Raw genomic sequence first — 21,527 nt, forward strand, 5'->3', positions numbered from 1 at the left:
TTACTCCCCTCGGATCAGCCGAACTGGATTGTCATGTCTTGCCAAATCGATACGTGCGAACCACTCGCCGCCGGCACCGACTTCCTCTGATGGGTTATCGGGCAGCAGTCGGCTCGGCTTGAACGTCAATTCCCAGACCATCGGGCCGCTCGGCGGCCGGCTGCCCTTGACCAGGTTGGTGACGCCGATGAGCTTGAAGGGTCCATCTGGCGGCGCCAGCGGCTCGAGCACCTTCATCGCCAATGCGATGGCCTGCAGGCAGTCGCTCGCGTCGAGCTTCGGATTGGATGACGTGTCGATCATGGCGGTATGTCCCGACCGGGTCTGGGTGGCAGTGGTAAGAACGGCGCCGGCGGTGGTGGGGGTGCTCCCGCCCATCCCTTGCTGACCGCATAGGCCCGCACGGAGGCGATGAGGGTGGCAAGCACGGCGGCGCCGGCCTCATAGCCTGTGCTCCCTGCGACGCCGGCCGTATCGGGGATCGCGTTCCAACGCTTGATCGTGTTGCTTCGCCACTTGGCGAACTGGGCGTTGACGCGAGCCGTGAGCGCCGTCTTCGCATCGCCCGCTGTCGCGCTTGTGGTCTTCGGCTGCCGCAAGGCGTCGATGTCCGTGTTGACCTTTGACCAGTTGCCACCGGCTGCGCTCCCGACGCTGTCAATCACGTAGTCGGTGTTCCAATGGGCCCACTCGTGCGCATGAGAGGCGTCGGTGCTGTGCCAGTTCGGTCCTGCTCCGCCATCGACCAGATTGTAGTCCGCCATGTCGTCGATTGCTGCCTGCCAATTGTTGTCGGACCCCGCGGTGTTGTTGATATTGCCGCCGTCAACGGGATTTGCCGTGTTTGGAACGGTCATGCTCGTCGGATTGGAGGGCCATGGCTTCACGTTGACCTGTCCCACCAGCGTCAGAGACTGAACATCCGCCCCCCAATTGTCCTTGTCCGCATCGACCACGTCCCATGCCAGCGTGGCGGATGCGGTGGAAGGCAGGCAGTCGTTCGAGGCGGCTCCCTCAGTGGGCTTGCCACCGGGAGCGACGGTCTGGCCGTGGGGGTGGTCGAACTCTTGTGCCGCATGCGCGGCTGCGTAGGTCTGCGGTTGTTTCCCGGGCAACAGAATGGTGCCGATGTTCAGCGAAGGAGCGGCAAGTGCCGAACCAGACAGGGCCGGTGGCGCGGCGGGTGAAGTGGCCGGAGAGAGTTCGGCGCGCGCGGCTTCGGTCCTGGTTGCCTCGTCCTTGTCCTTCGGATCCTCGACGAGGTCGGGCGTATCGGCCTCTGCTTCGTCCTCGGCGCGTGCAAGTTCGGTCGTGACGCTCCCGCGTGGGGTGGCTAAGTCCGTAAGCGCCACTGTGCTGTAGTCCGCCCAGTTAGTTCCCCGGAGCGGGCTGATTGTCTGCAGCTCGGTTGCATCCGCCATTTCATCGAGGTTGCCTGCCGTCCGGGATTGCGCGTGGGCGCGCTGTCTGGCGCTGGCATTTTCCGCGGTTGACTGCGTGCCTCTTGCGGCGAGGGTTCCGCTCATCGTTCGAACCTCCCCTTTCCATCGGCAAGGCGGCCAGCCACTTGCGGCAGATCGAGAATACCGTTCGCGACCGCACGCGTCGTGCCGGAACCGGCTTGCCTCGGCTGTTCGGCGCCCGCAAGCCGCTCGCCAATTGCCTGTTGGACCAGGGCGGCAAATTCCTGGGCGGTTGTCGCGTCGGCGGGCAGGGCGTCCGAATGAACGACGAGGCGGCCGATGTGGATCTGGATGTCGCGGCTCGTCATGGCCTGCCTCCGACGGTCGTGCTGAAATTGCGCTCCATTTTTGCGAATTCTTCGCGGGCGGCGGCGATCAACAGTTCCTGATCGATCGCGGAGCCTTTTTCCGCGGCCTTGAAGGCGGCGGCGAGCGCGACGCTGCGGATATGGCCGCCGGCGAGATTGAGGCGGGAAAGCTCCACGAAGTCGATGTCGCCAAGCGGCGCGACAGGCGGAAACTGCTTGCGCCATATTTGTTCGCGCGCCGCCATGTCGGGGAAGGGGAAGGTCACGACGAAGCGGATGCGGCGCAGGAAGGCGCGGTCGAGCGCGCTCTTCATGTTGGTCGTCAGAATAGCGAGGCCGCGATAGGCTTCGACGCGCTGCAGCAGATAGGCGACCTCGATGTTGGCATAGCGATCGTGGCTGTCCTTCACCTCGCTGCGTTTGCCGAACAGGGCGTCGGCCTCGTCGAAGAGGAGGACTGCGCCGCTCGCTTCCGCCGCATCGAAGAGGCGTTTCAGGTTCTTCTCGGTTTCACCGATATATTTGCTGACTGTGGATGCCAGGTCGACGCGGTAGAGGTCGAGCTCGACTTCGCTTGCGATCGCCTCTGCCGCCAGCGTCTTGCCCGTGCCCGGCTCGCCGGCAAAGAGGGCGACCAAGCCCTGGCCCAGCTGGTGCTTGCGGCCGAATTCCCAATCCTCGTAGACCAGATCGCGATGGCGCAGATGCCGCGCGATGTCGCGCAAGGTTGCAGTCTGGCCGGAAGGCAGGACAAGGTCATCGAAGGTCACGCGCGTGTCGATGCGCTGTGCGAGAGCCTCCAACCCGCCGCGCACGGCCTCGCGCGCCGCAGCCCATACGGTCGCCGGCCGATCCGCCGGCGTGGCGGTGTCGAGACGCTCGATCACTTGTTCCAGGGATTGGGAGGTGAGATGGAACTGTTCGGACGCCCGCTTGATGGCGGCATCGACGTCAGGATCCCGGCTTTCGCCGAGGGCGGACTGTTGCCAGTGGGTGGCCAGTCGCGCCTGCGCCTGCCGCTTGCCCGGCTTTGGCAGTTCGTAGCGCACGATTCGCCGTCGCAGCGGCAGCGTCGAAAGGCCGAATGCCGGCGTGCCGAGCCAGAGCGCCGGTCCCTCCATCCGGGCGATCAGGTCGAGTGCCGCCGTTTCCTCCGCTTCCGCATTCACCGACAGGGCCGGAACCGCTCCGGTCAGGAGGTGCTCTCGGTCCAGATGACGCGCGATGAGCGAAAGGGTGGCGCCGTCGCCCGCGAGTCCGTGCGCCGCGATCCACAGAGCGGGTCGTCCGCACTCGGCAAGGGCGGCAAGCACGAGATCGCGTCGCGCTGTGGCGTCGGTGCCTCCATGCAGCACGACAACCGGTCTCGGGTGGTCGTTGCCGTCAAGGAGTGCTGCGGTGCGCTGCGCCAAAGGATGACCGGCCGCGTCGCCACCGCCCTTCGGCGGCTCGACGAGGCTCGCCATCCCCTCGAGATGCGCATCGCGGGCGGCGATGCCGGCAATGAAGTGAAGGATGCGTTCGTCGAGACGGAGGACCGACTGCGTCAGCAGGCCGCCGGCCTGCGACTCCACGATCCGCCAGCGCCGCAGCGGACGCTCAGGCGACAATGCATCCCAATGCGATTGGGTAAGCACGGCCAGGGCAAGGCCGTAGGTTGCAGCGGGGGATCCGTTGGTATTGAAGCGCCCAACAGCAGCCCGCAGGCCTTGGTCAAGCTCCAGCCCCGCGACGAGAAGCAGCAGTTCACGCTCGAAAGGCGAGAGGCCGAAGGTTTCCGCGCAACGAATGAGGGCGGGCAGAAATCCGGAAGCGGGTTGTGCCTCGATGCAGTCGGGGATCGTGTTCGGTGTGGCGCCGTCGGCTGACAGAGCCTCTATACGCTCGCGCAGCCTGCGTATCGCCGCGACGAGCCACTGCCTGTTGAGCTCACTCCAGCTTGAGAGCGGCGTGACCGGGGCGGGCCGCATATGTTCGAGGGAAGCGCTCATGCCGGCACCGTTATGCGTTGCGAGGGATCGAAGATCGGTTCGGGGCCGCTACGGTCGATCAGTACGCTGTCGGTGCCATCGACACGCAGGCGCACGAAGTGCTGTCCGGCAGGCAAGGTGTTCGGGAATTCGAAGACCAGCGGATCGGTATTATTGGTTCTCGCCAAGGCCGTTGCGGAAGTTGACCCGAGCATGAGGGTTGCGGGCTGCTCGATGTGCACCTGGGGGCGGGAGGCGAGCGTCACGGTCACCCGCGGCGGCACGCCGCCTCTCGTCGCCGTGGCGGCGGGCAGCCCGAGCCCGGCATCGGCCGCGATGACTGGTGCCGCGGCAAGCAGCAGCGGAATCCCGTTGGTCTCGTGAGGATCAGGCTCGCCTGTCGGCTTAAAGCGAATGCTTGCCGCAAGCTGTCCGGGCGCCCAATCAGCTTGAGCGGCGACGTCGTTCGGCAACGTGAAAGTAACCTCGGTACCGGCATCGTTGACATTCGATGGCGCGATTTCGATGGGCGAGGCGAAGAGGCGATGGTTCAGACGAACGAGGTGGCCCGCGCCGCCGAGCCTTACGCCGGTGATGGTCACCGGCTCGCCGAGCCGCGCGGCGGCCTGCAGCTTCTGCGGCGCGACGGTGAAAAGGGTCGGCAGCGGTGGCAGCAGGTCCGGCGTGACCTGGACGCCGCGCTCGCGATGCGTGACCGGATCACGCTTGCCGCGCGAGAGCACGGGTAGCGGCGAGATGGCGGGCTTGGTGCCCTCGATCAGCACGACGGAGATCTGATAGGCCGAGGAGGGACGATAGTGGGTCTGGATCGCCGACCACAGCTTCGACATTTCGTCCGTGTTCATGACCGAGGGCGTGATCTTGATCTGCTCGACCTGATCGGCGAGGTCCGACGCGGTGAGCGCCTGATAGGCGGGCGGCAGCATGCTGACATCCAGCGGGCTGGGATCGAGCGCCCGCCGGATCGCAGCCCGGTCGAGCACCGGGCGCTCATGTAGCAGGTGCATTGCATAGCCGAGCAGTATTTCGGCCTGGAAATCGGCCCTGCCATAGGCGGTCAGCAGATAGTGCAGGTCGAGCGCCAAGGGTGCGTTGGTGAGCCGCTCGCCGCTTGCCGAGCTGCGCGACGGAAGCTGGGCATTGCGCCAGCCGGGATTGGGGGTCACCTGGTGCAGGAAGAGGTTGAGGCGGATCGGCGCATCGTCATTGTCGAGGTCGATCATGTCGGGCGCCACGGCCGTCACGTCCACCGTCACCCCCATTGCGGCACCGGCCGTCACCAACCCGTCGTCGAGAAGGTTGCGCAGGACCGCGCTGACGGCGCCGATGGCGAGGGGCGAACTCATGTCCTTCCTCCCGATCCGTTGCCGCGCAGGTAGTCGCCAAGCGACACGGTCGGCTCCGGCGGCGGCCGGCGGCGCTGTTCGGGAGCAGGCTTTTGCGAAGGCTGGGCGCGGACTTCGAGCCGGTCGATCGTGACGTGGACGATCGGCCTTTCGGGGGAGCGCAACTCGTCCCGGCCGGCCATAGCGGCCTCGCTCATTGGCATCGCGCGTCCTTCAAGACCGATGAGCGGTGAAGCAGGTGGTGGAACGAAAGGTGTTTGCGGAAGCGCCTTGCCGATCACAGTCGGTCTGCTGACCTCCGGTGCTGACGGGTCCGGCCGCTGAATTTGCACGGGACGCGAAAGGCGCGGTTCGAACGGCCGCGGATCGCCGGGCAATGGTGGTCTTGCTTCCTGCGTCTGTGGCACTTCCAGCGCTGCTACGCGGCGGGGCGTCACGAGAGGCTCCTTGATTGCCGGAAAATCAGTGGCTTCGGCCGTCGCCGCCGGGCGACCGGGGGCGTCGTCAGCCCTTGCCCAGGCGGCTCCCGGCGTCTGTGGAGGCGTTCCAAGCGGAGTTGCAGGGGTGGACGGCGTTGCATCGTCGGGCTTCGCGCCGAATTCCCCCGTCTCGACGGAAACCGGCGCGGCGGGACCTGCAAACCGGGATGGCAGTGAGAGGCGGGCCGCACCCGCCGGCACCTCGCCGCGTGCCAGACCGACCAGATTGTTCAGGAAGCTCGTCATGACGCACCTGCCAGCTGCAGATAGGCGGCGCGGCGCGTCGGCGAGAGGGCCATCACCTGGTCCTCGCTCCAGCCATAGGCGCGGGCCAGCGCATCGACTTCGATCAGCGCGCGTTCTGCGGCATGGCGCAGCTCGGCCCAGACCGCCTCGCCGACATCCATGACGGCCGGCCATTCGCCGCCGCATCCGGGGCAGGCAAGTTCGAAAGTGACGACTGCGGCCGGATCGAGGGCCTCGAGGTTGTGCCCCAGCGCGGCAAGTTCGTCGTCTGCAATGTCGGAGAGGTCGATCTCGCCGTCGACGCATCGACCGAGCAGCGCGGTGGCTGCACCCTTGCTGCTGGCGAGATGCGCGACGGCCTGCAGGTCATCGACCGTTGGCGCGCGCAGCGCGAGCGATCGTCCCGCTACCTCGATTTCGGCCCTGGTTTCCTGTGGCGCCATGCCGGCCAGTTCGCCGGCGAGGGCGGCGCTGTCGATCTCGAATTCGCAGTCGGTGCCGCAGGCGGGGCACTTGCTCCTCAAGGGCCAGCGGCGGCTGAAGAGACGATTGCGCATGGCAAGAAGCCCGATGTTGCGCGCGCCGAGCGTGCCTGGCGGCGTGCCTTCGGCCGAAAGCAGCGCGTCATCGCGGCGCCAGCGGGAGAGCCCGACGGCGCGCTCCCACAGCAGCAGAATATCGGCCTCGCGGCCATGGTCAGAGCCAGACGACATCATCGACCTCGTCATGCCGGTTCGGTGAACCTGGGTTCGGTCGGCTCGGTCACGTCGACATCGCGTTCCCAACCCTCGTTCTCGAGCTTGAGCGTCTGGATCGCCACCGCATTGGCATTGGCATCGAGATCGGGCAGCGACTGGAATTCCGATACCCAGCAGCGAAAGACCTTGTAGGCAAGGGCGAGCTGGCCGGCTTCGTTGTAGAACTCGATGATGATGTCCTTGCGGAAGTCCTGGAGCGAAACTTCGGCGCCGAGGCCGGAGCCGAAGTTCCAGACCTTGTTCGCCCATTTCTCGAACTCGGTATCGTGGGTTACGCCGCGTTCCAGCGTGATCGCCTCGAACTTGGTGCGTCCGGGTGACTTGCGGCCGGTGGAGGGGTCGCCGCCTTCGCGATGTTCCACCACCTCGGTGCTGCGCTTCAGTGCGGAGACCTTGGATATGCCGGCGACGTAGCGGCCGTCCCATTTCACCCTGAACTTGAAGTTCTTGTAGGGGTCGAAGCGCTGCGGATTGACTGAAAACTGAGCCATGTAAATCTCCTTTCAGCGCTTAGGTCGGGATATCCCCGGCGATCTGCTGGATCTTGATGACGACGAACTCGGCGGGCTTCAGCGGCGCGAAGCCGACGAGGATGTTGACGATGCCGAGGTTGATGTCGGCCTGCGTGGTCGTCTCGGAATCGCATTTGACGAAATAGGCCTGGCGCGGCGTCGTGCCCTGGAAAGCGCCCTGCCTGAACAAGCCCTGCATGAAGGCGCCGATATTCAGCCGGATCTGCGCCCAGAGCGGTTCGTCATTCGGTTCGAAGACGACCCATTGCGTGCCGCGATAGAGGCTCTCCTCGAGGAAGAGCGCCATGCGCCGCACCGGCAGGTATTTCCATTCCGAGCCGCGATCGTTGTCGCCGTGAAGGGTTCTTGCACCCCACGCCACGGTGCCGAAGACCGGGAACGTTCGCAGGCAGTTGACCGCGTGCGGATTGAGCTGGCCGTTTTCGGCGTCGCTCATGGTGGTCTTCAGGCCTGTGGCGCCGGTGAGGCTGGCCTCGGTTCCGGCGGGAGCCTTCCACACGCCGCGGCTGGCATCCGTGCGGGCATAGATGCCGGCAACGAAGCCGCAGGGCGGGAAGTTGCGAAGAGCGCCCTGCCGCAGCGGGTCGGGCGCCTTGACCCATGGGAAGTAGAATGCCGAGTTCGGGGCATCGACTTTGGTCTTTCCGGCAAGCGAGGCGACGACCGTTCCGACAGTATCGTTCTCGTCGCTGTCGACGATCAGGAAGGCGCGGCGGTCGCGGGCGCGTTTCTGCATGGACTCGATGGTCGAGGCATCGATGAGACCCGGCACGCAGATGATATTGAAGAGATCGATCTGGTCAGCAATGCCGCCTGGATCGAATAGCGCAAGCAGCGCAGTGCGGAAACCGTTGTCGGTCGGATCGATGACGGTGCCGTCGTCGCCCGGTGTGCCGCTGCCAAGCGCGGCGGTCGCATTGCCTGGTGTCGTCGTGGTGCCCGCCGAAAGCTTGTCCATGAAGGCGGATCGCTCGTTGATCACGGTTGGCGCAAAGCGCGGGTCGCTCGAATCCATCGAGAGGTCAGCGAATGTCTCCACCACCGCGTCATTACTCGCCGGCACGATCACGTCGAGGCGGAAGCGGTCGGTAGCATCGGGGCGCTGCGTCAGCCTGATGCTGAAATCATGCGCCCACACGCCGGGTGAACTCGCCTCGATGTGAAGGTCGCCAATGTCGCAGGTCGCGGTTATCGCGCCCGAGGCGAGGCGTATGACATAGGCATCCGAGCCGCCATTGTCGTAGAAATGGCGAACCGAATAGCCGAGCACCGAGCGCAAATCGAGCCCGCCATAGGCCCGCTCGTAATCGGGGAAACTGGTCAGGCGCAGCGCCTTGGTGGTCGGGCCGCGCGGCGCCCAGCCGACGAAAAGTGCAATGGATGTCGCCACACCGGCGATGCTGCGCACGCCGCTTGACACTTCTTCGATATAAACACCGGGTTGGAGAAGGGCTGTAGGCATCGGAAGGCCTCTTTCGATCAGTTCGTCGCATGAACCGGCCCCCGACGACCGCAAGTGCGGCTGCTCGCGGGCGACTGCATTCAATCGCTACGGTTTTCGGATCTATCCTGTCGTATTGTCCCTCGGTATCTTCCGCGAGCCGACGGCGAATGACGAAGATCATTCGACTTCAGTCGCATAGCAGCATTGTTGCACTCAACACGGGCCTGCGAATGAGCCAAAGGGTGTAGGCGCTCTAAGCTCGAAGATGTAGATCGTTTTCACGCGCTCACCCGTAAGGGTTGCATCAAATTTGCCGCGGGTAGTATCCGTGGGATTGGGTCAGGGTCGCGGCGCTAGTTGCGCGCGGAGCGAGGCGAACTGTAGGGGACCGGCAGCGGGATGGGGGCATCGCCGGGCAGCAACGCTTCGCTGCCGTTCATGCCGGAATGAAGCAATTGCGCCGCTGCCTCGCCACGCCGCCGCACCCGCATCTTGCTGAGGATATTGTGGACGTGGCTCTTCACCGTCGCGTTCTGGATGCCGAGCTGGCGGGCGATATGCTTGTTCGACATGCCTTCGCTCATCAGGGATACGATCTCGCGCTCGCGCGGGGTAAGGTTGCCGTTCTCGACCGCGGCGGATGGCTTGGCGACATGGCTGAGAAGGATGCCGGCGGTACGGGGCGAGCAGACGAGTTCTCCGCGTATGGCCGAATGCACCGCAGTCACGACATCATTGACCGAGCCGCTTGGCGACACGAAGCCGGAAACGCCGGCCTCTGCGCAGGCGATCACCACCTGCTCGATCTCCGCGACGCCCAGCGCCACGATCTTTACGTCGGGCATCGCAGCCCGGATGGCGCAGGTATATTCGAGCCCCTTGGATACGGTGATGTCCAGGATCAGAACGCTCGGGGCGACGCCGACGATCTTCCTGGGCGCAATCGAGAAGTCCGATGAACCGACCACCTGGACCGAAGCCTGCAGGGAAAGCGCGAGAACGATGCCCTCCCGCAGAAGACGGATGTCGCTGAGAACGAATATTCGCGGACGATCTTGCGGGTTCTCGGCTGGATCATTGCAGAAAATGGGAAGTGAACCGGTTTCTTGGGCCATGTCATCTCCATCTGAGGACGATCTATCGATCGCTTCGCTTTCTCTGCATGGGATTTTTTCGCCTGAAGATTTATTTTGGCCCCAGATTCGCGCAGGGACAAGCCTCTCTAGTGAATAAGGTTGCAAAATAATGGATTTATCGGTTCGACGGTCCGGTCAAAAGACGTCGCCGAGCGCAGGAAATTGCCCCCGGCGAGCCATATCTTTCCACCCTCAGGACATGATGACGAAGTCCTTGCCGGTGCGCGTATCGGGATCGAGAGGCAAGTCGGTCAGAACAAGCATCATGCCGGGATGCATATTGGCCTGGAGTTTTGCGAGAAAATCGGGATCGGCCGTCAGCCTATTCAGGGCCTTTTCGTCAGGATCGATCGTCGCGCTAGCAGCCGAATTGTAGCTGATCGCGAACCAGGCCATGCCCTGCTGGCCCTCATGCGCGCCACGCAGGACGAAAACATGGGAGCCGAGCGGCCCGCTGCCTTGAACGGTGAGGCTGCCTTCGGCGATGATGTCGCCTTCCTGCAGCATCAGGATCTTGCGATCGGCGGAGGAGGCGATGACCGAAACGATCGGATGCTTTTCGCCATCGGCCCAGTCGGACGGCGGCTTCTTGGCGTCGAGCGAGCTGACGACCTGCTTGAACTCATCCTCCGTATAGCCTGACAGCACCATGCCGGGATGGGTGAGCTCCCAAGGATCGGTCTGGGATCCGGCGATGATTACCGGCGTGCCGAGATGGGTCACCGTGTAGAGCTTGTTGGCAAAATCCATCGGCAGCCTGACGCAGCCATGCGATGCCGGATATCCGGGCAGCGCACCGGCATGGAGCGCGATGCCGGACCACGTCAGCCGGTTCATGAAGGGCATCGGCGCATCGTCATAGGTGCTGGAATGGTGGTTCGGATCCTTCTGTAGGACGACGAAGACGCCGGTCGGCGTCTCGTGTCCGGGTCGGCCGGTCGAGCACGTCGAGAGGGCGATGCGGATGCCGTTCCGGTAGACATGGACCCGCTGCTCCGGCAGCGAAACGACGATGGCGACGGGGCCATCAAGCTGCCGCTCCGGATGCCAGACGAACTGGCCCGGCTTGAGCTCGGCAATGTCCTTGATGACTTCCTGCGAATTCAGGGGCCGGACGGCCCACGAGAAAAAAGTTGCGGCGCCAGAAGCAAGCAATGCCCTGCGCGCCAGCCTATGCTGGAACAATTTCGTCAATGCACGCTCCCCTCAACACCGATTCCCCGATCGATATGATTGCCTGACGGCAATGCGGCCCGCAGAAGCTAGCCGAAACGGGCGGTTTTGAGAAGCGCGAATGCGGTCGCCAACTACTCGACAAAAACCCGCACGCTCGCGGCACGGCCGGCAGCGTCGATGACGGTCAAAGTGGAGAAGCCGCCGCCATCGGGCACCCATTGGCCGGTGCGGCGCCGGGAAAGTTCGGGCAACGGCCGGCCGTTGGCAAGCCAGCGGAAGGGGGCTCTCCCGCCCTGCAGTTTCAGGACGAGCGGAGCAGAGGGGCGGCCGCCTCCGGCGCCGAGGTCGACGCGGGCGCCCTCGGGCGGATAGACGATCTGTGGAGGCGGCTCGCGCAGCGCGGCGGAAGGCAGTCCTGCCGCGGTCACCGAGAAGCGGCGCTGGCTGATCGGCAGTTCGGCCGGGCTGATGCGGACGGCACCCGGCGGAGCGGGGGGGAAGGGCGTGACGGCAACGCCGGACCGTGCGAAGCCTTCGAAGAGGATAGGGGCGGCCGCTCCATAGCCGGTCAAGCCCGGAACGGCTCCATTGTCTGGCCGCCCGACCCACACGCCGAGAACGTGGCGGCCGTCGAAGCCGACGGACCAGGCATCGCGATAGCCATAGCTCGTGCCGGTCTTGTAGGCGATGCCGCGCTGGCGGCTGCCCGTCGGCGGCAGCACGTCGGAGAGGATATCGGTCACATTCCATGCGGCGACCGGCTCCAGCAGCGCTGCATCGCCGAGCACGCCAGGCGCCTCGTGGATGCCGTCACCAAGCCGGATCGGCTGGCCGCGATTGGCAAGGCCGGCATAAAGCTGCACAAGGTCCTTGAGCGTGATGCCGACACCGCCGAGACCGATCGCAAGGCCGGGTGTCTCATTGGGCGGCAGGATCGGGCGGACATCGGCGCGGCGGAAACGCGCCATCAGCCTGGTCGGCCCAACGGCATCGAGCAGGCGCACGGCCGGAACGTTCAGGGACAGTTGCAGTGCCTGGCGCACGCTGACGTCGCCCTGGTAGCTCATGTCGAAGTTACGCGGGCGATAGCCGAAGAAATCGGCCGGTCGGTCTTCCATGATGGTTTCCTGGCTGACCAACCCTTCCTCGAATGCGAGGCCATAGATGAAGGGCTTGAGCGTCGAGCCCGGCGAGCGGGTGACGCGCGTCATGTCGATCCAGCCGGATCGGGACGCGTCGAAATAGTCCGCCGAGCCGACGTCGCCGATGATCTCGCCAGTGCGGATATCCGCCATGACCATGGCAATCGACAGCTTCGGCCCGAGCCGGGCTGAAGCTTCGCGGGCAACTGCCTCGAGACCCTGTTGTACCTCCCGGCGCAGCGTCGTGCGATGGACGGGGAAGCCGGGCTCCTTGCGCAGCGCGGCCTCGGCGAGATGGGCAGCAAGCGCCGGGAGCTGCCGCCGCGTGGGCGGGATCGAGACCATGGCCGCGCGTTCGGCCTCGCCTTCGCCGATGACCTCAGCCACGGCCGCGCGGGCCAGGACCCGTTCGCGCGCGGCCTTCGCCGCCTCGATATTCCTGTCGGGCCGGCGTCTTTCAGGCAGTTGCGGCAGGGCGACGAGCAGCGCTGCCTCGGCGACGGTCAGGCGCCGTGGCTCCTTGCCGAAATAGGCAAGGCTTGCGGCGCGCACGCCCTCGAGATTGCCGCCGTAAGGGGCGTGGGTCAGGTAGAGATCGAGGATTTCCTCCTTGCCGAGGCGCCGCTCGATCTGGATAGCGCGGACGACCTGCAGGAGCTTTGCCGAAAACGAGCGGCCCTGGCGCGGCTCGATCAGGCGGGCGACCTGCATCGATAGCGTCGAGGCGCCGGAGACGATGCGTCCGTTGGTCAGGAATTGCAGGAAGGAGCGTCCGAGCGCCAATGGATCGACGCCGGGATGCTCGTAGAAACGGCGGTCTTCATAGGCGATCAGCATGCCGATGAACTGCGGGTCGACAGCCGCGACCGACGTCTCGAGGCGCCAGCGCCCCTCTGTAGTAGCGAAGGCGCGAAGAAGCTGGCCGTCGGCATCGAGAACCTCGGACGAAACGCTGCTTGCCCGCTCAAGCGGAGGCGGAAAGGCGCGGTCTGCGGCGTCGAGCCCGAAGGCGATCGCCGCGGCGGCAAGGACTGCCGCCGTCATTCCGATCGCCATTTTTCGCCAGGTCTTCATGGTTGCCTCTATTGAGCCGCCAGAACCTCCATGCGGCCCGTCGCCGTGCGCGCGGAAAACTGCGGCCGGTACATGTCCTCGACGCTGGCCGCCGGATGATCGTAGACTCCCGGCGTGACCGCGCGCACGACATAGGCGAGCGTTATGTCGCCGCTATCGCCCGATGTCCTGTCGAAGGCCGCGACGAAGCGGTCGTTGCGGAATTCCGTATGGGCCGGCTGAACCTCGCCGATCCATTCGAAATTGGTCAGCTGGGCGCTGTCGACGAGGCTCGGATTGTCGATCTCGAAGCCGGCGGGCAGGAGATCGGTGATCAGCAGGCGCGACGGCCATTCATTAGTCTCAGTGACATGCAGGACGACGACATAGCGTTCGTTCTGCTGCGCTTCGCTCACATTGGCTTCCTCGCCTGCAAGCGTGTAGTAGCTCCGCTCGATAGTGAAGCCGTCGCCGCCGGCCGGCAGCGGCTCCCTCGGCGCGGCGACGGTCGTAACCGCGGCCGAGACAGGGCTCGTCGTCCTGTTCGTCATCACAACAGGATGACCGAGAAGGGCGTCGCCGCTCATGGTCGCCATGTAGGCGCCGCTGTGTTCGGCGCCATTGACGTCGAGCTTCAGATCCTCGTCGCCGGCCTGCAGGGCGCGTGCGGCAAGGAGCATCCAGGCCTGCTCCTGCGTGCTCGTATAGGTCTTGCGGCGCGATTCTTCGGCGACGATCTTTGCCAGCTCGGGAATGATCGGCGGAACGGGGCGGCTCTCGGCGGCAAGGGCCAGCACCGCCGCACCGTCGCGCAGCGAGGATCCATAGTCGGAGCGCGAGAAGCTGACATTCGTCACCAATGCCTGTTCCGACATCTGCAGCGAATCGACGAAGATGTTGCGCGAGCGCTGCGCGTCGCCATAGAGCGCGAGGGCAGCAGCAAGGTGAGCCCTGGCAAGCGGCGTCGGGAAATCACTGAGCATCGTATCGGCATAGTAGCGCAGGTCGCTGATCGAGGCCTTGCGGTTGCGCGCAAGCACGTAGAGTGCATAGGCGATCTCGTTGCCCTGGTCCTTGACGTTGACATCGTAGCTCAGTGCGTTCTGGAGGTTCTCGAGTGCCTGGGCCATGGCCTGTTCCGGCACGTCGTATTTCTGCTCGCGGGCACGGGTGAGGAAGTCCGTCACATAGGCATCGAGCCACAGGTCACCGGCGCCGGGTGCCCAGAGGCCGAAGCTGCCGGTCGAGGACTGATAGGAAAGATCGCGATAGATCGCATCCTGAACGCGTTTCCTGATGTCGGCCTCGTTGTCGAGGCCGTTCTGTGCCGCCATCTCGTTCAGATAGAGCAGGGGCATGGCCACACTCGTCGTCTGCTCGGCGCAGCCATAGGGATAGCGGCTGAGGCTCATCAGCAATGCCGGGATATCGAAAGACTGGGCACGGCTGACATTGAGGCTGACGGACGCGCCGGGAAGCACGCTGTCGGCGAGCAGTCCGCCGTCGATCGTGAGGCTTTTGCCGGGAGCGATCGCGATGACCCGGCGCTCCGCTATCGGCAATGAGGCAGGACGGACCGGAATAGCGACCGTCTGATCGAGGGAGATGCCGGAAGCCTCGGAGAGCCTGATCACGACGCTTCCGTCACCGGGCTGCCCGCCGGTCAGCGGTAGGGTGACGCTGGATCGGCCGCCCGGCTCAAGGTCGAGTGTTTGTGATGCGGCGTTCTGGCCGACCTCGACCGAGGGATTGCCGGCAATCTCCAGCTTGTACTGGCCGGCGGGTCCGTCCGTATTGGCGATGTCAAGCCGGAGGTTCGCCTTGTCGCCCGGCGCGAGGAAGCGCGGGAGGCTGGCGGTCACGACCAGGGGATCGCGAATGACGACGTCCTTGACCGCGTGACCTACGCCGGACTTCGACCAAGCCACGGCCATGACGCGGGCGGTGCCGTTGAATTGCGGCAGCTCGAAGCTCACCTGCGCCTTGCCTTCGGCGTCGAGCTTGATCGGGCCGGAGAAGAAGGCCACGAGCTTTTCCGTCGGCGGGCTGCCCTGCAGGGCCACCTGTCCGCCGTCGCCACCGGTCCGCAGCCGTCCCGTCGCGCCGAGCGAACCATCGATGAGGCGGCCGTAGAGGTCGCGGATTTCCAGGCCGAGCTGGCGCTGGCCAAAGTACCAGTCCTCCGGCGCAGGAGGCTCGTAGCGGGTCAGGTTCAGGATACCGACATCGACGGCCGCGACCGTGACATAGGCGTCCTCTGTCGTGCCGGCACCTGCTACCTGGAGGGAAATGTCGAGCGGCTGGCGGGGCAACGTCTTTTCCGGTGCATCCAGCCTGACGTTGAGCTGCCGGTCGGCGGGATCGACCTTCAGCCATTTGATGCCGATCGCCCGCATGGGCATGCGGCTTTCCTGTGCGTCGCCGGGACGGAACAGGGTGGCGGTCACATAGGCGCCGGCACCCCAATCGGCGGTGACGGGAATATCGACCTCGCCGCCCTCGGCGCCGATCACGGCATTGGTGACGGCGATGAGGTTTTCGGCACCCGCGGTGATCATCACCTCGCCTGCAAAGCGTGGTGATATCTTGACCTTGGCGGTATCGCCGATCCGGTAGCTCTCCTTGTCGAGCCCGATTTCCAATGCGTCCGGCGTCTCGGTCGATGTTGCGGTCACAAACCATCCGGCATCGAATTCGACGCTGGATGCAGGGCCGGCGGCATCAGCCGTTTCGACCTCAAGCCGGTAGCGTCCCCAGGCGACGGGCACGGAGATGGTCGCGCCATCGGCCGTCGCATCGACCGAGCCGTTCGCAATCTGCTTGGTCCGGCTGACCGGTTCAAACCGCCACGAGCTGCCGTCGCGGTACCATTGGTAGTCCCGCTCGATGCTGATGAGTTTCCAAGAAAGGCCGGAGGCGGGTTGTCTCGCGCCGTTGTTGTCGATGAAGATCACATGGAAATTGCCGACCGAGTTTTCCGCGAGATCGCCGGTGAATTCGGGCTTGATGCCGATGCGCGGGCCGTCAGCCTTGACGGGCAGCAGGAGCGAGCGCTCCACGGCGCGGCCACCGGCTTCCTGCATGCGGACGCTGATGTTGGCGTTCAGGAGCTGCGTCGTCGAAGGCGTGTCCGAGATCATCACCTCGAAGCTCGCCTTGCCATTCTCGTCGAGCTCGGGCAGCTCTTCGAGCGGCATGCGGCTGTCCTCGCCGGCTTCCTCGTCGGCAAGGCCGAAGAGATAGCCCTTGTAGGCGGCGTTTTCCCGCGTCGGCTTCAGCGTCACCTCGCCTTCGAGATGCAGGCCGGCGGCCGGCGCGCCATAGAGATAGCGACCGTCGACCGCGACCTCGGCGGGCATGCCGGGGTCGATCTCCTTGGCGGCACTCGTCATGTCGAATTCGATCCGGTCCGGGACGAAATCATCGACCAGGAAGCGCTTCTCGGCGATCGCCGAGCCCTTGGGATCGGTGAAGATCTGCATGGTCCAGGTGCCGCGCATGGCAGTCTGCAGCAATGGCAGGTCGAGTGTGTAGCCGCCGAGCGCTCCGTTCTCGACCATGCGACGATCCTCGACGCCATCGGGTCGAAGGAAGACGAAAGTCAGCGGCAGGTTTTCGATTGCGAGCGCACTGATGTCGCGCGCAAGCGCGGAGGCATGAACCGTCTCGCCCGCCCGGTAGATGCCGCGTTCCGTCCACGCCAGCACGTCGATCGCGCCGGGTGCGGCGCGGCCGGTGACGCCGCGATCCGAAAGATCGAAGCCGGCGCGGGTCATGTCAAGGAAGACATAGTCCTTGTCGCCGTTGCGGGCGGTGATGACGGCGGGGGTCATGGCGGCCGTCCCACGTATCAGGCCGGCGGTGAAGGTGGCGCGGCCCTCGGTGTCGGTCGTCGCACTACCGAGGACCTCGTTGTTCTTGGCCAGAAGCTGCAGTTGGATGCCCGCAATCGGCGTTGCGGTCGCAAGCGAGCGGGCGAAGACGTTCAGGCCGTCGGTGCCGGCATAGGTGGAGACGCCGATATCGGAGACGACGAACCATTGGGTCGCGCGGGCGTCCCATTCCTGGCTCGGTGCGTTCGGCGCAACGGCTGTGAGCACATAGACGCCCGGCTTGCGCTCGGGAAGCGCCTCGTCGACCGGGAAACTGGTGACGACCTCCTTGTTCAGGTCCTGCGCGATGTCGATCGACCCCTGCCAGACCAGTTCGCCGCTTTCATCCTCGATCCGCTGGGCGCTGTAGCCGTCGACCTGGGTGAGGAATTGCGAGTTTGTCAGGAGCGACGCAATGCTGCGGTCGCCGACGCGATAGAGCTTGAGATCGGCGCTTGGCGTGTTGACCGAGACGATAGGGATGCCGCGGCGCGCGGTGGAGGGAAGCACGAAGCTGTCGCCGGTGAAGCGAACCATCGCCGACCGGTCCTTGATATAGAGGTCGAGGTCGACCTGCGCTTCGAGGTTCTCTTCGACGGAGGAGGGCAGACCACGGCGCAGCGTTAGGTGATAGCGCTGGCCGTGGGCCAGCCCCTCGACGCAGATCTGGTTATCCTTGGCCTCGACGGCCTGCGGTGCCGCACCATCGAGCGTCACGAAGGGGGTATAATCCACGCCGGTCTTGACGAGTGCTTCGGAGAACTGCACGCAGGCCCGCGGCGTGGCGCTGTCGGCATCGATCGAGTTGTCGACGACACGGAAGCCCTGCCGTTCGCGCAGGTCGGCATAGGCGGCACGGACGGTCGCGGAGTTCATGAGGGCAAGGCTCGCCTTATAGGCGCTGAGCGCCGGGCGGTAGTTCTGGGCATTCTGCAGGGCGGCGGCGAGTACGGCGAGCGCATCGGCGCGGGTCGGCGCGGTGCGGGTAAGCTGATAGCCGTTGAAGGCGGCAAGCGCCGCCTGCCCGGCGAGATCGGTATTGCCGGTCACGCTGTTGGCCGCGCGCGCCGTCTCCACCCAGAGCGCGGCATCGTCGGGCGTGATCGCAAGCGCGCCCCTGAAGGCCTTCAGTGCGTTTTCCGTATTGCCGCCCGTCAGTTCGAGGCGACCCAGCGCGAGCAGGCTCTCGACACCCTGACCCTGCTGGTCATCCGCAAGTGAAAGATCGGCGCGCGCCTGGCGCGCATCCTGCAGGAACTGGTCGGAGAGGAAGGATAGGCGCGGCGGCGCGCCGATATCGGGATCGACCGCAATCTCGACGATCTTGCCGGCGACGGTGCCGGGGAAGCTGTTCACCTCCATGAAATCGGACTTGAGGAAGCACCATTTGACCTTCGGATTGTATGTGAAGGCCTTGCAGGAGCGGTCGCCGACGCAGGAAGCCTGGCATTGGTCGAGGGTGACGTTCTGCACCGTGCGCAGATCGAAGCCGTAATAGTCGCCATCCTTGGTGGTTACTACTTCGCGGCGCGTCTGCTGGGCGTCGGCGGATGCCAGGGCGCCGATTGTTGCGAAGAAGAGAGCAGCGAGGCCAATAAAAACGCGCTTAGACATGAGTCCCCCCGAACGCTGTCTGCATCGATGGAGGTAGTCTTCAAACTCCGGTCTGGTTTGTCAACCAAATGAGGACGCGCGCGGGTTGCGCTGGGGTTACCCATGCAAAAAAGAAGGGCCGCGCTTGGCGACCCTCCCGTGATCTTTGGCCTGTGACAGGCCCGGATCGAACGACCCGAAGAAAGGCTGGTTCAGAGCGAGGGCTGCCTCGCCAGTTCCACCACAATTCCCATGCCTGTCACGAGGTCCGAAATCTCACTAGACATTGGATCACCTTCCTTTCGTTTCGTTGAAGATAGCCCTAAAGTAGGGGAAAATCCCCTGGATGCAAGCCCCGACAGTATCCGCCGTCGCATACATGTCGGCGCGACCGGCAGTCCGCGACGATGGGAAGGGCTGGGCGGACAAGGTCGTTCACCGGAATCAAAGCATTATTTCAACGCGTTATGATCCGTTACGAAGTGTTGCAGTTTGGCATTATCACGAAGGATATTAACTAGTAATTAAGTGTATTCTTTAAAACTAATCTGCGATGCGCTAGCATGATCGACATGGGTTAAGGGTAACATCGATCATGCCAATATCAGTAGCGTTTGTGGATGATCATCCAATTCTTTTGGATGGTATGGTCGCTCTTTGCTCGGGCAGGAGTGATCTCGATATCGTGGCGAGGGGTGCGAGTGCAGTAGAAGCCCTCAGAATCACGGAAAAACTGCGCCCGGACGTCATCGTGCTGGATCTCTGCGTACCCGGGGACACGATGGGCGCAGTTCAACTCATCACAAGGAAGTACCAGAACACCAGGGTGATAGTACTCGCAACGGCGTCGGAAATGGACGTCGCCACGCGTGCCTTGGGTTTCGGTGTTTCGGGCTTTGTGCAGAAGGGCGGCACTGCGCGCGATCTCTATGATGCGATCAGGGCCGTGCATGCGGGACAGACCTTCATCACCCCGGGCTTTGCGCCCAAGATCGCGCTTTCGGCGAAGGTCGTTGAAACGCGGCGGAGGGCGCCGACGGGCACGCAGCTCAGCGCCCGTGAGGAGCAGATCGTCCGCCATCTGTTGAAGGGCAGCACCAATCGCGAGATCGCGAGGGGCCTCGACATCAGCGAGAAGACGGTCAAGCACTACATGACGGTTCTGATGCAGAAGCTCGAGGTGCGCAATCGCGTCGAGGTGGTGCTTGCGGCGCAGAAGCTGAAGTTCCTGGCCGAGCCGCTCTCCTGGGGCCAGTTCAACTGAGATTTCAGGGCGTTCCCGGCGCCGCTCGCTTTCCTATCTTGCGAGCGGCAATTCCGGCTGCCTGATTGCCGTGGAGTGTCGGAGCTTCTTGCGGCCGGCGGTCTTCGTACCCGCGAGTGCGGCGACTGGCGAGTGCGACGGATCGGACGCGGGCCGGTGCGTGGCGTTGACGGGAGCGATCTGGGCGAGGGCTGCCTGCGCCTTGGCAAGATAGGAAGCGTGCGCCGGATCATCCGAATGGAACTCCTGAAGTGCCGCGAAGGCCTTGGCTGCTTTCGCAAGCCGCTTTGCAGCAACCAAGGCGACGCCCCGCTTGTAGTGGGCCTGGCTATTGTCGGGCGCCAGCTTTGTAACCCGCGCGAAGGTCTCGGCGGCGGCATCGAAACGGCGAAGGGCGATCTGCGTGTCGCCCAGACGGATCAGAACCGGCACGCGGTCATCGACTTTTTCGGCGATCTGTTTGAATTCGGCCTCGGCTTCGGTAAGCCGTGCCTGATCGAAAAGGAGCTGCGCCAGGCCGAAGCGGGCGCCCATATGGTCCGGCACCGTCTCGCAGACCTGCTGGAAGGCGATCTCCGCCTCCTTCTTCTTGCCCTTCTTGTAAAGCTCGGTTCCCTGTTCGTAGACGTGGCGGATGCTCAGCGGATGCAGCACATCACCGAGATTGCGCCCGGTCCGCGTGCGGACGATCGGGCAGCTGATAGTGCGGTCCTCGGCACCGAAGAGATATTTGTAAGGTTCGTTTCCCCGCATGAAGTCGTAGCTGCGGAAGCCCTCGGAAATTGCACGGCGAATGGCGTATGCGTGCAGCAGCAGGCCGGGCGAGAGCGCCTTGGAAGTCTCGTCGCGGCCGGTGATGTAGAAGAGAATCGTCTTCTTCGGGCGGTCGATGATGTTTGCGAGCACGCCGAGCGGTCGATCGCCGCACCACAGGACGGGAACATCGAGATTGCCGTCGTCGAAGGAGTCCATCAACATCTGGCGGGTTGCCACGACCAGGCGATTGGTCCTGTCCTCGCCTTTCTGCTCGCTCCACCTGCTGTGCCAGAGAGTGAAGAGCGCGTCGAGGTCCCGGTCGATCGTCGCAGGGGTCGCATAGGTCACGCGATAACCCTCGTCGCCGTCGAGTTTGCGCAGAAGCCGGCGAAGCTTCTGGCGGGTCTGGCTGCTGACCTGCTGCTCCAGATAGTCCTCCCAGCTTTCCGGAAGGGGCACATGGGGGCAGATGCAGTTGTCGATCCCGTTGTCATCGGTGGTCGGCCGCTTGCGCAGCACGAACTCCTCGCTGCGGAACGCGCTCAGCATGGCTTCCCTGCGTTTGGGCGAGCCGGTGAAATTGTCGAGCCGCAGGTTCGTCCAGTGCTGACTTTTCAGGAAGGCCGCAAAGCCCCTGGCGGCGTGTTCCTCATACTCCGGTTCGCTCAGGAAGCCGGTGTAGTCGGCAGCGAAGTTGCCGGCCATCATGATCTCGTCGCTGAAGGCTCCGGTCTTGCGATCCTGGTAGGTGGAGAGGCGCAGCGGAAAGAATGCCGTATACGGTGAACCCGGTTCGCTTTCGCGCAAGGCAAGGACGAACCATCGCGTGCGGCGGGAGAGGTAGCTTTTGAGCCAGCTCCAGGAAAGGAAATGCTGCGCGTGCGGATCGCGCATATAGACCTGATCCCAGTTCTCCCGCACGCTGGCGAAACCGGCATCGTCATCGATGACGTCTATGCGCATAACG

15 protein-coding genes are annotated in these 21,527 nt (G+C 64.3%); 1 reads left to right on the top strand and 14 read right to left on the bottom strand.

The annotated features are described in order from the left end of the window. The 13 genes from EV286_RS21015 to EV286_RS21075 form a co-directional block, all read right to left on the bottom strand. On the bottom strand, positions 1-303 hold the full coding sequence (locus EV286_RS21015) for a hypothetical protein (RefSeq protein WP_132959116.1): 303 nt from the start codon (positions 301-303) through the stop codon (positions 1-3). After that, on the bottom strand, positions 300-1,526 hold the full coding sequence (locus tag EV286_RS21020; protein WP_132959117.1) for a hypothetical protein: 1,227 nt from the start codon (positions 1,524-1,526) through the stop codon (positions 300-302). The genes EV286_RS21015 and EV286_RS21020 overlap by 4 nt, the downstream gene beginning before the upstream one ends. Then, entirely contained in the window at positions 1,523-1,771 is a 249-nt protein-coding gene (locus tag EV286_RS21025) for a hypothetical protein (RefSeq protein ID WP_132959118.1), read from the bottom strand. The genes EV286_RS21020 and EV286_RS21025 overlap by 4 nt, the downstream gene beginning before the upstream one ends. Beyond that, positions 1,768-3,762 (bottom strand): ATP-binding protein, encoded by a 1,995-nt coding sequence (locus tag EV286_RS21030; protein ID WP_207909911.1) that lies wholly within the window; start codon positions 3,760-3,762, stop codon positions 1,768-1,770. The genes EV286_RS21025 and EV286_RS21030 overlap by 4 nt, the downstream gene beginning before the upstream one ends. Further along, positions 3,759-5,108, bottom strand: a complete 1,350-nt coding sequence (locus EV286_RS21035; RefSeq protein WP_132959119.1) for a DUF4255 domain-containing protein — start codon at positions 5,106-5,108, stop codon at positions 3,759-3,761. The genes EV286_RS21030 and EV286_RS21035 overlap by 4 nt, the downstream gene beginning before the upstream one ends. Beyond that, positions 5,105-5,833, bottom strand: a complete 729-nt coding sequence (locus tag EV286_RS21040) for a hypothetical protein (protein ID WP_132959120.1) — start codon at positions 5,831-5,833, stop codon at positions 5,105-5,107. Before EV286_RS21040 ends, EV286_RS21035 begins: the two co-directional genes overlap by 4 nt. Next, on the bottom strand, positions 5,830-6,546 hold the full coding sequence (locus EV286_RS21045) for a hypothetical protein (RefSeq protein ID WP_207909912.1): 717 nt from the start codon (positions 6,544-6,546) through the stop codon (positions 5,830-5,832). Before EV286_RS21045 ends, EV286_RS21040 begins: the two co-directional genes overlap by 4 nt. An 11-nt stretch (positions 6,547-6,557) precedes the next feature. After that, on the bottom strand, positions 6,558-7,082 hold the full coding sequence (locus EV286_RS21050; protein WP_132959121.1) for a phage tail protein: 525 nt from the start codon (positions 7,080-7,082) through the stop codon (positions 6,558-6,560). Positions 7,083-7,101: 19 nt separating this feature from the next. Then, the gene (locus tag EV286_RS21055; protein ID WP_132959122.1) at positions 7,102-8,586 is read right to left on the bottom strand and encodes a phage tail sheath subtilisin-like domain-containing protein; all 1,485 of its coding nucleotides are present in this window, start codon (positions 8,584-8,586) and stop codon (positions 7,102-7,104) included. Between the two features lie 335 nt (positions 8,587-8,921). After that, entirely contained in the window at positions 8,922-9,683 is a 762-nt protein-coding gene (locus tag EV286_RS21060) for a response regulator transcription factor (RefSeq protein WP_132959123.1), read from the bottom strand. Between the two features lie 213 nt (positions 9,684-9,896). Then, a complete protein-coding gene (locus tag EV286_RS21065; protein WP_245500783.1) occupies positions 9,897-10,898 on the bottom strand; it encodes a L,D-transpeptidase in 1,002 nt (333 codons plus the stop codon). A 113-nt stretch (positions 10,899-11,011) separates the two neighbouring features. After that, positions 11,012-13,096, bottom strand: a complete 2,085-nt coding sequence (gene pbpC, locus EV286_RS21070; protein ID WP_132959124.1) for a penicillin-binding protein 1C — start codon at positions 13,094-13,096, stop codon at positions 11,012-11,014. An 8-nt stretch (positions 13,097-13,104) separates the two neighbouring features. Continuing rightward, complete coding sequence (locus tag EV286_RS21075) at positions 13,105-18,561, bottom strand: alpha-2-macroglobulin family protein (protein WP_132959125.1); 5,457 nt, start codon at positions 18,559-18,561, stop codon at positions 13,105-13,107. A 574-nt stretch (positions 18,562-19,135) separates the two neighbouring features. Here EV286_RS21075 and EV286_RS21080 point away from each other — a divergent pair. Continuing rightward, on the top strand, positions 19,136-19,804 hold the full coding sequence (locus EV286_RS21080) for a response regulator transcription factor (protein ID WP_132959126.1): 669 nt from the start codon (positions 19,136-19,138) through the stop codon (positions 19,802-19,804). A gap of 33 nt (positions 19,805-19,837) precedes the next feature. On the opposite strand, the gene EV286_RS21085 is transcribed toward EV286_RS21080, so the two are convergent. Beyond that, entirely contained in the window at positions 19,838-21,523 is a 1,686-nt protein-coding gene (locus EV286_RS21085) for a GNAT family N-acetyltransferase (protein WP_132959127.1), read from the bottom strand. Positions 21,524-21,527 lie beyond the last annotated feature (4 nt).

Source organism: Rhizobium sp. BK251, from assembly GCF_004345245.1.
In the GTDB taxonomy this organism is placed as follows: domain Bacteria; phylum Pseudomonadota; class Alphaproteobacteria; order Rhizobiales; family Rhizobiaceae; genus Rhizobium.

What these genes read in the sequence shown, in the direction of transcription:
- EV286_RS21015 (WP_132959116.1), bottom strand. Translation starts at nt 303, where the DNA reads ATGATCGACACGTCATCCAATCCGAAGCTCGACGCGAGCGACTGCCTG.
- EV286_RS21020 (WP_132959117.1), bottom strand. Translation starts at nt 1,526, where the DNA reads ATGAGCGGAACCCTCGCCGCAAGAGGCACGCAGTCAACCGCGGAAAAT.
- EV286_RS21025 (WP_132959118.1), bottom strand. Translation starts at nt 1,771, where the DNA reads ATGACGAGCCGCGACATCCAGATCCACATCGGCCGCCTCGTCGTTCAT.
- EV286_RS21030 (WP_207909911.1), bottom strand. Translation starts at nt 3,762, where the DNA reads ATGAGCGCTTCCCTCGAACATATGCGGCCCGCCCCGGTCACGCCGCTC.
- EV286_RS21035 (WP_132959119.1), bottom strand. Translation starts at nt 5,108, where the DNA reads ATGAGTTCGCCCCTCGCCATCGGCGCCGTCAGCGCGGTCCTGCGCAAC.
- EV286_RS21040 (WP_132959120.1), bottom strand. Translation starts at nt 5,833, where the DNA reads ATGACGAGCTTCCTGAACAATCTGGTCGGTCTGGCACGCGGCGAGGTG.
- EV286_RS21045 (WP_207909912.1), bottom strand. Translation starts at nt 6,546, where the DNA reads ATGTCGTCTGGCTCTGACCATGGCCGCGAGGCCGATATTCTGCTGCTG.
- EV286_RS21050 (WP_132959121.1), bottom strand. Translation starts at nt 7,082, where the DNA reads ATGGCTCAGTTTTCAGTCAATCCGCAGCGCTTCGACCCCTACAAGAAC.
- EV286_RS21055 (WP_132959122.1), bottom strand. Translation starts at nt 8,586, where the DNA reads ATGCCTACAGCCCTTCTCCAACCCGGTGTTTATATCGAAGAAGTGTCA.
- EV286_RS21060 (WP_132959123.1), bottom strand. Translation starts at nt 9,683, where the DNA reads ATGGCCCAAGAAACCGGTTCACTTCCCATTTTCTGCAATGATCCAGCC.
- pbpC (WP_132959124.1), bottom strand. Translation starts at nt 13,096, where the DNA reads ATGAAGACCTGGCGAAAAATGGCGATCGGAATGACGGCGGCAGTCCTT.
- EV286_RS21075 (WP_132959125.1), bottom strand. Translation starts at nt 18,561, where the DNA reads ATGTCTAAGCGCGTTTTTATTGGCCTCGCTGCTCTCTTCTTCGCAACA.
- EV286_RS21080 (WP_132959126.1), top strand. Translation starts at nt 19,136, where the DNA reads ATGCCAATATCAGTAGCGTTTGTGGATGATCATCCAATTCTTTTGGAT.
- EV286_RS21085 (WP_132959127.1), bottom strand. Translation starts at nt 21,523, where the DNA reads ATGCGCATAGACGTCATCGATGACGATGCCGGTTTCGCCAGCGTGCGG.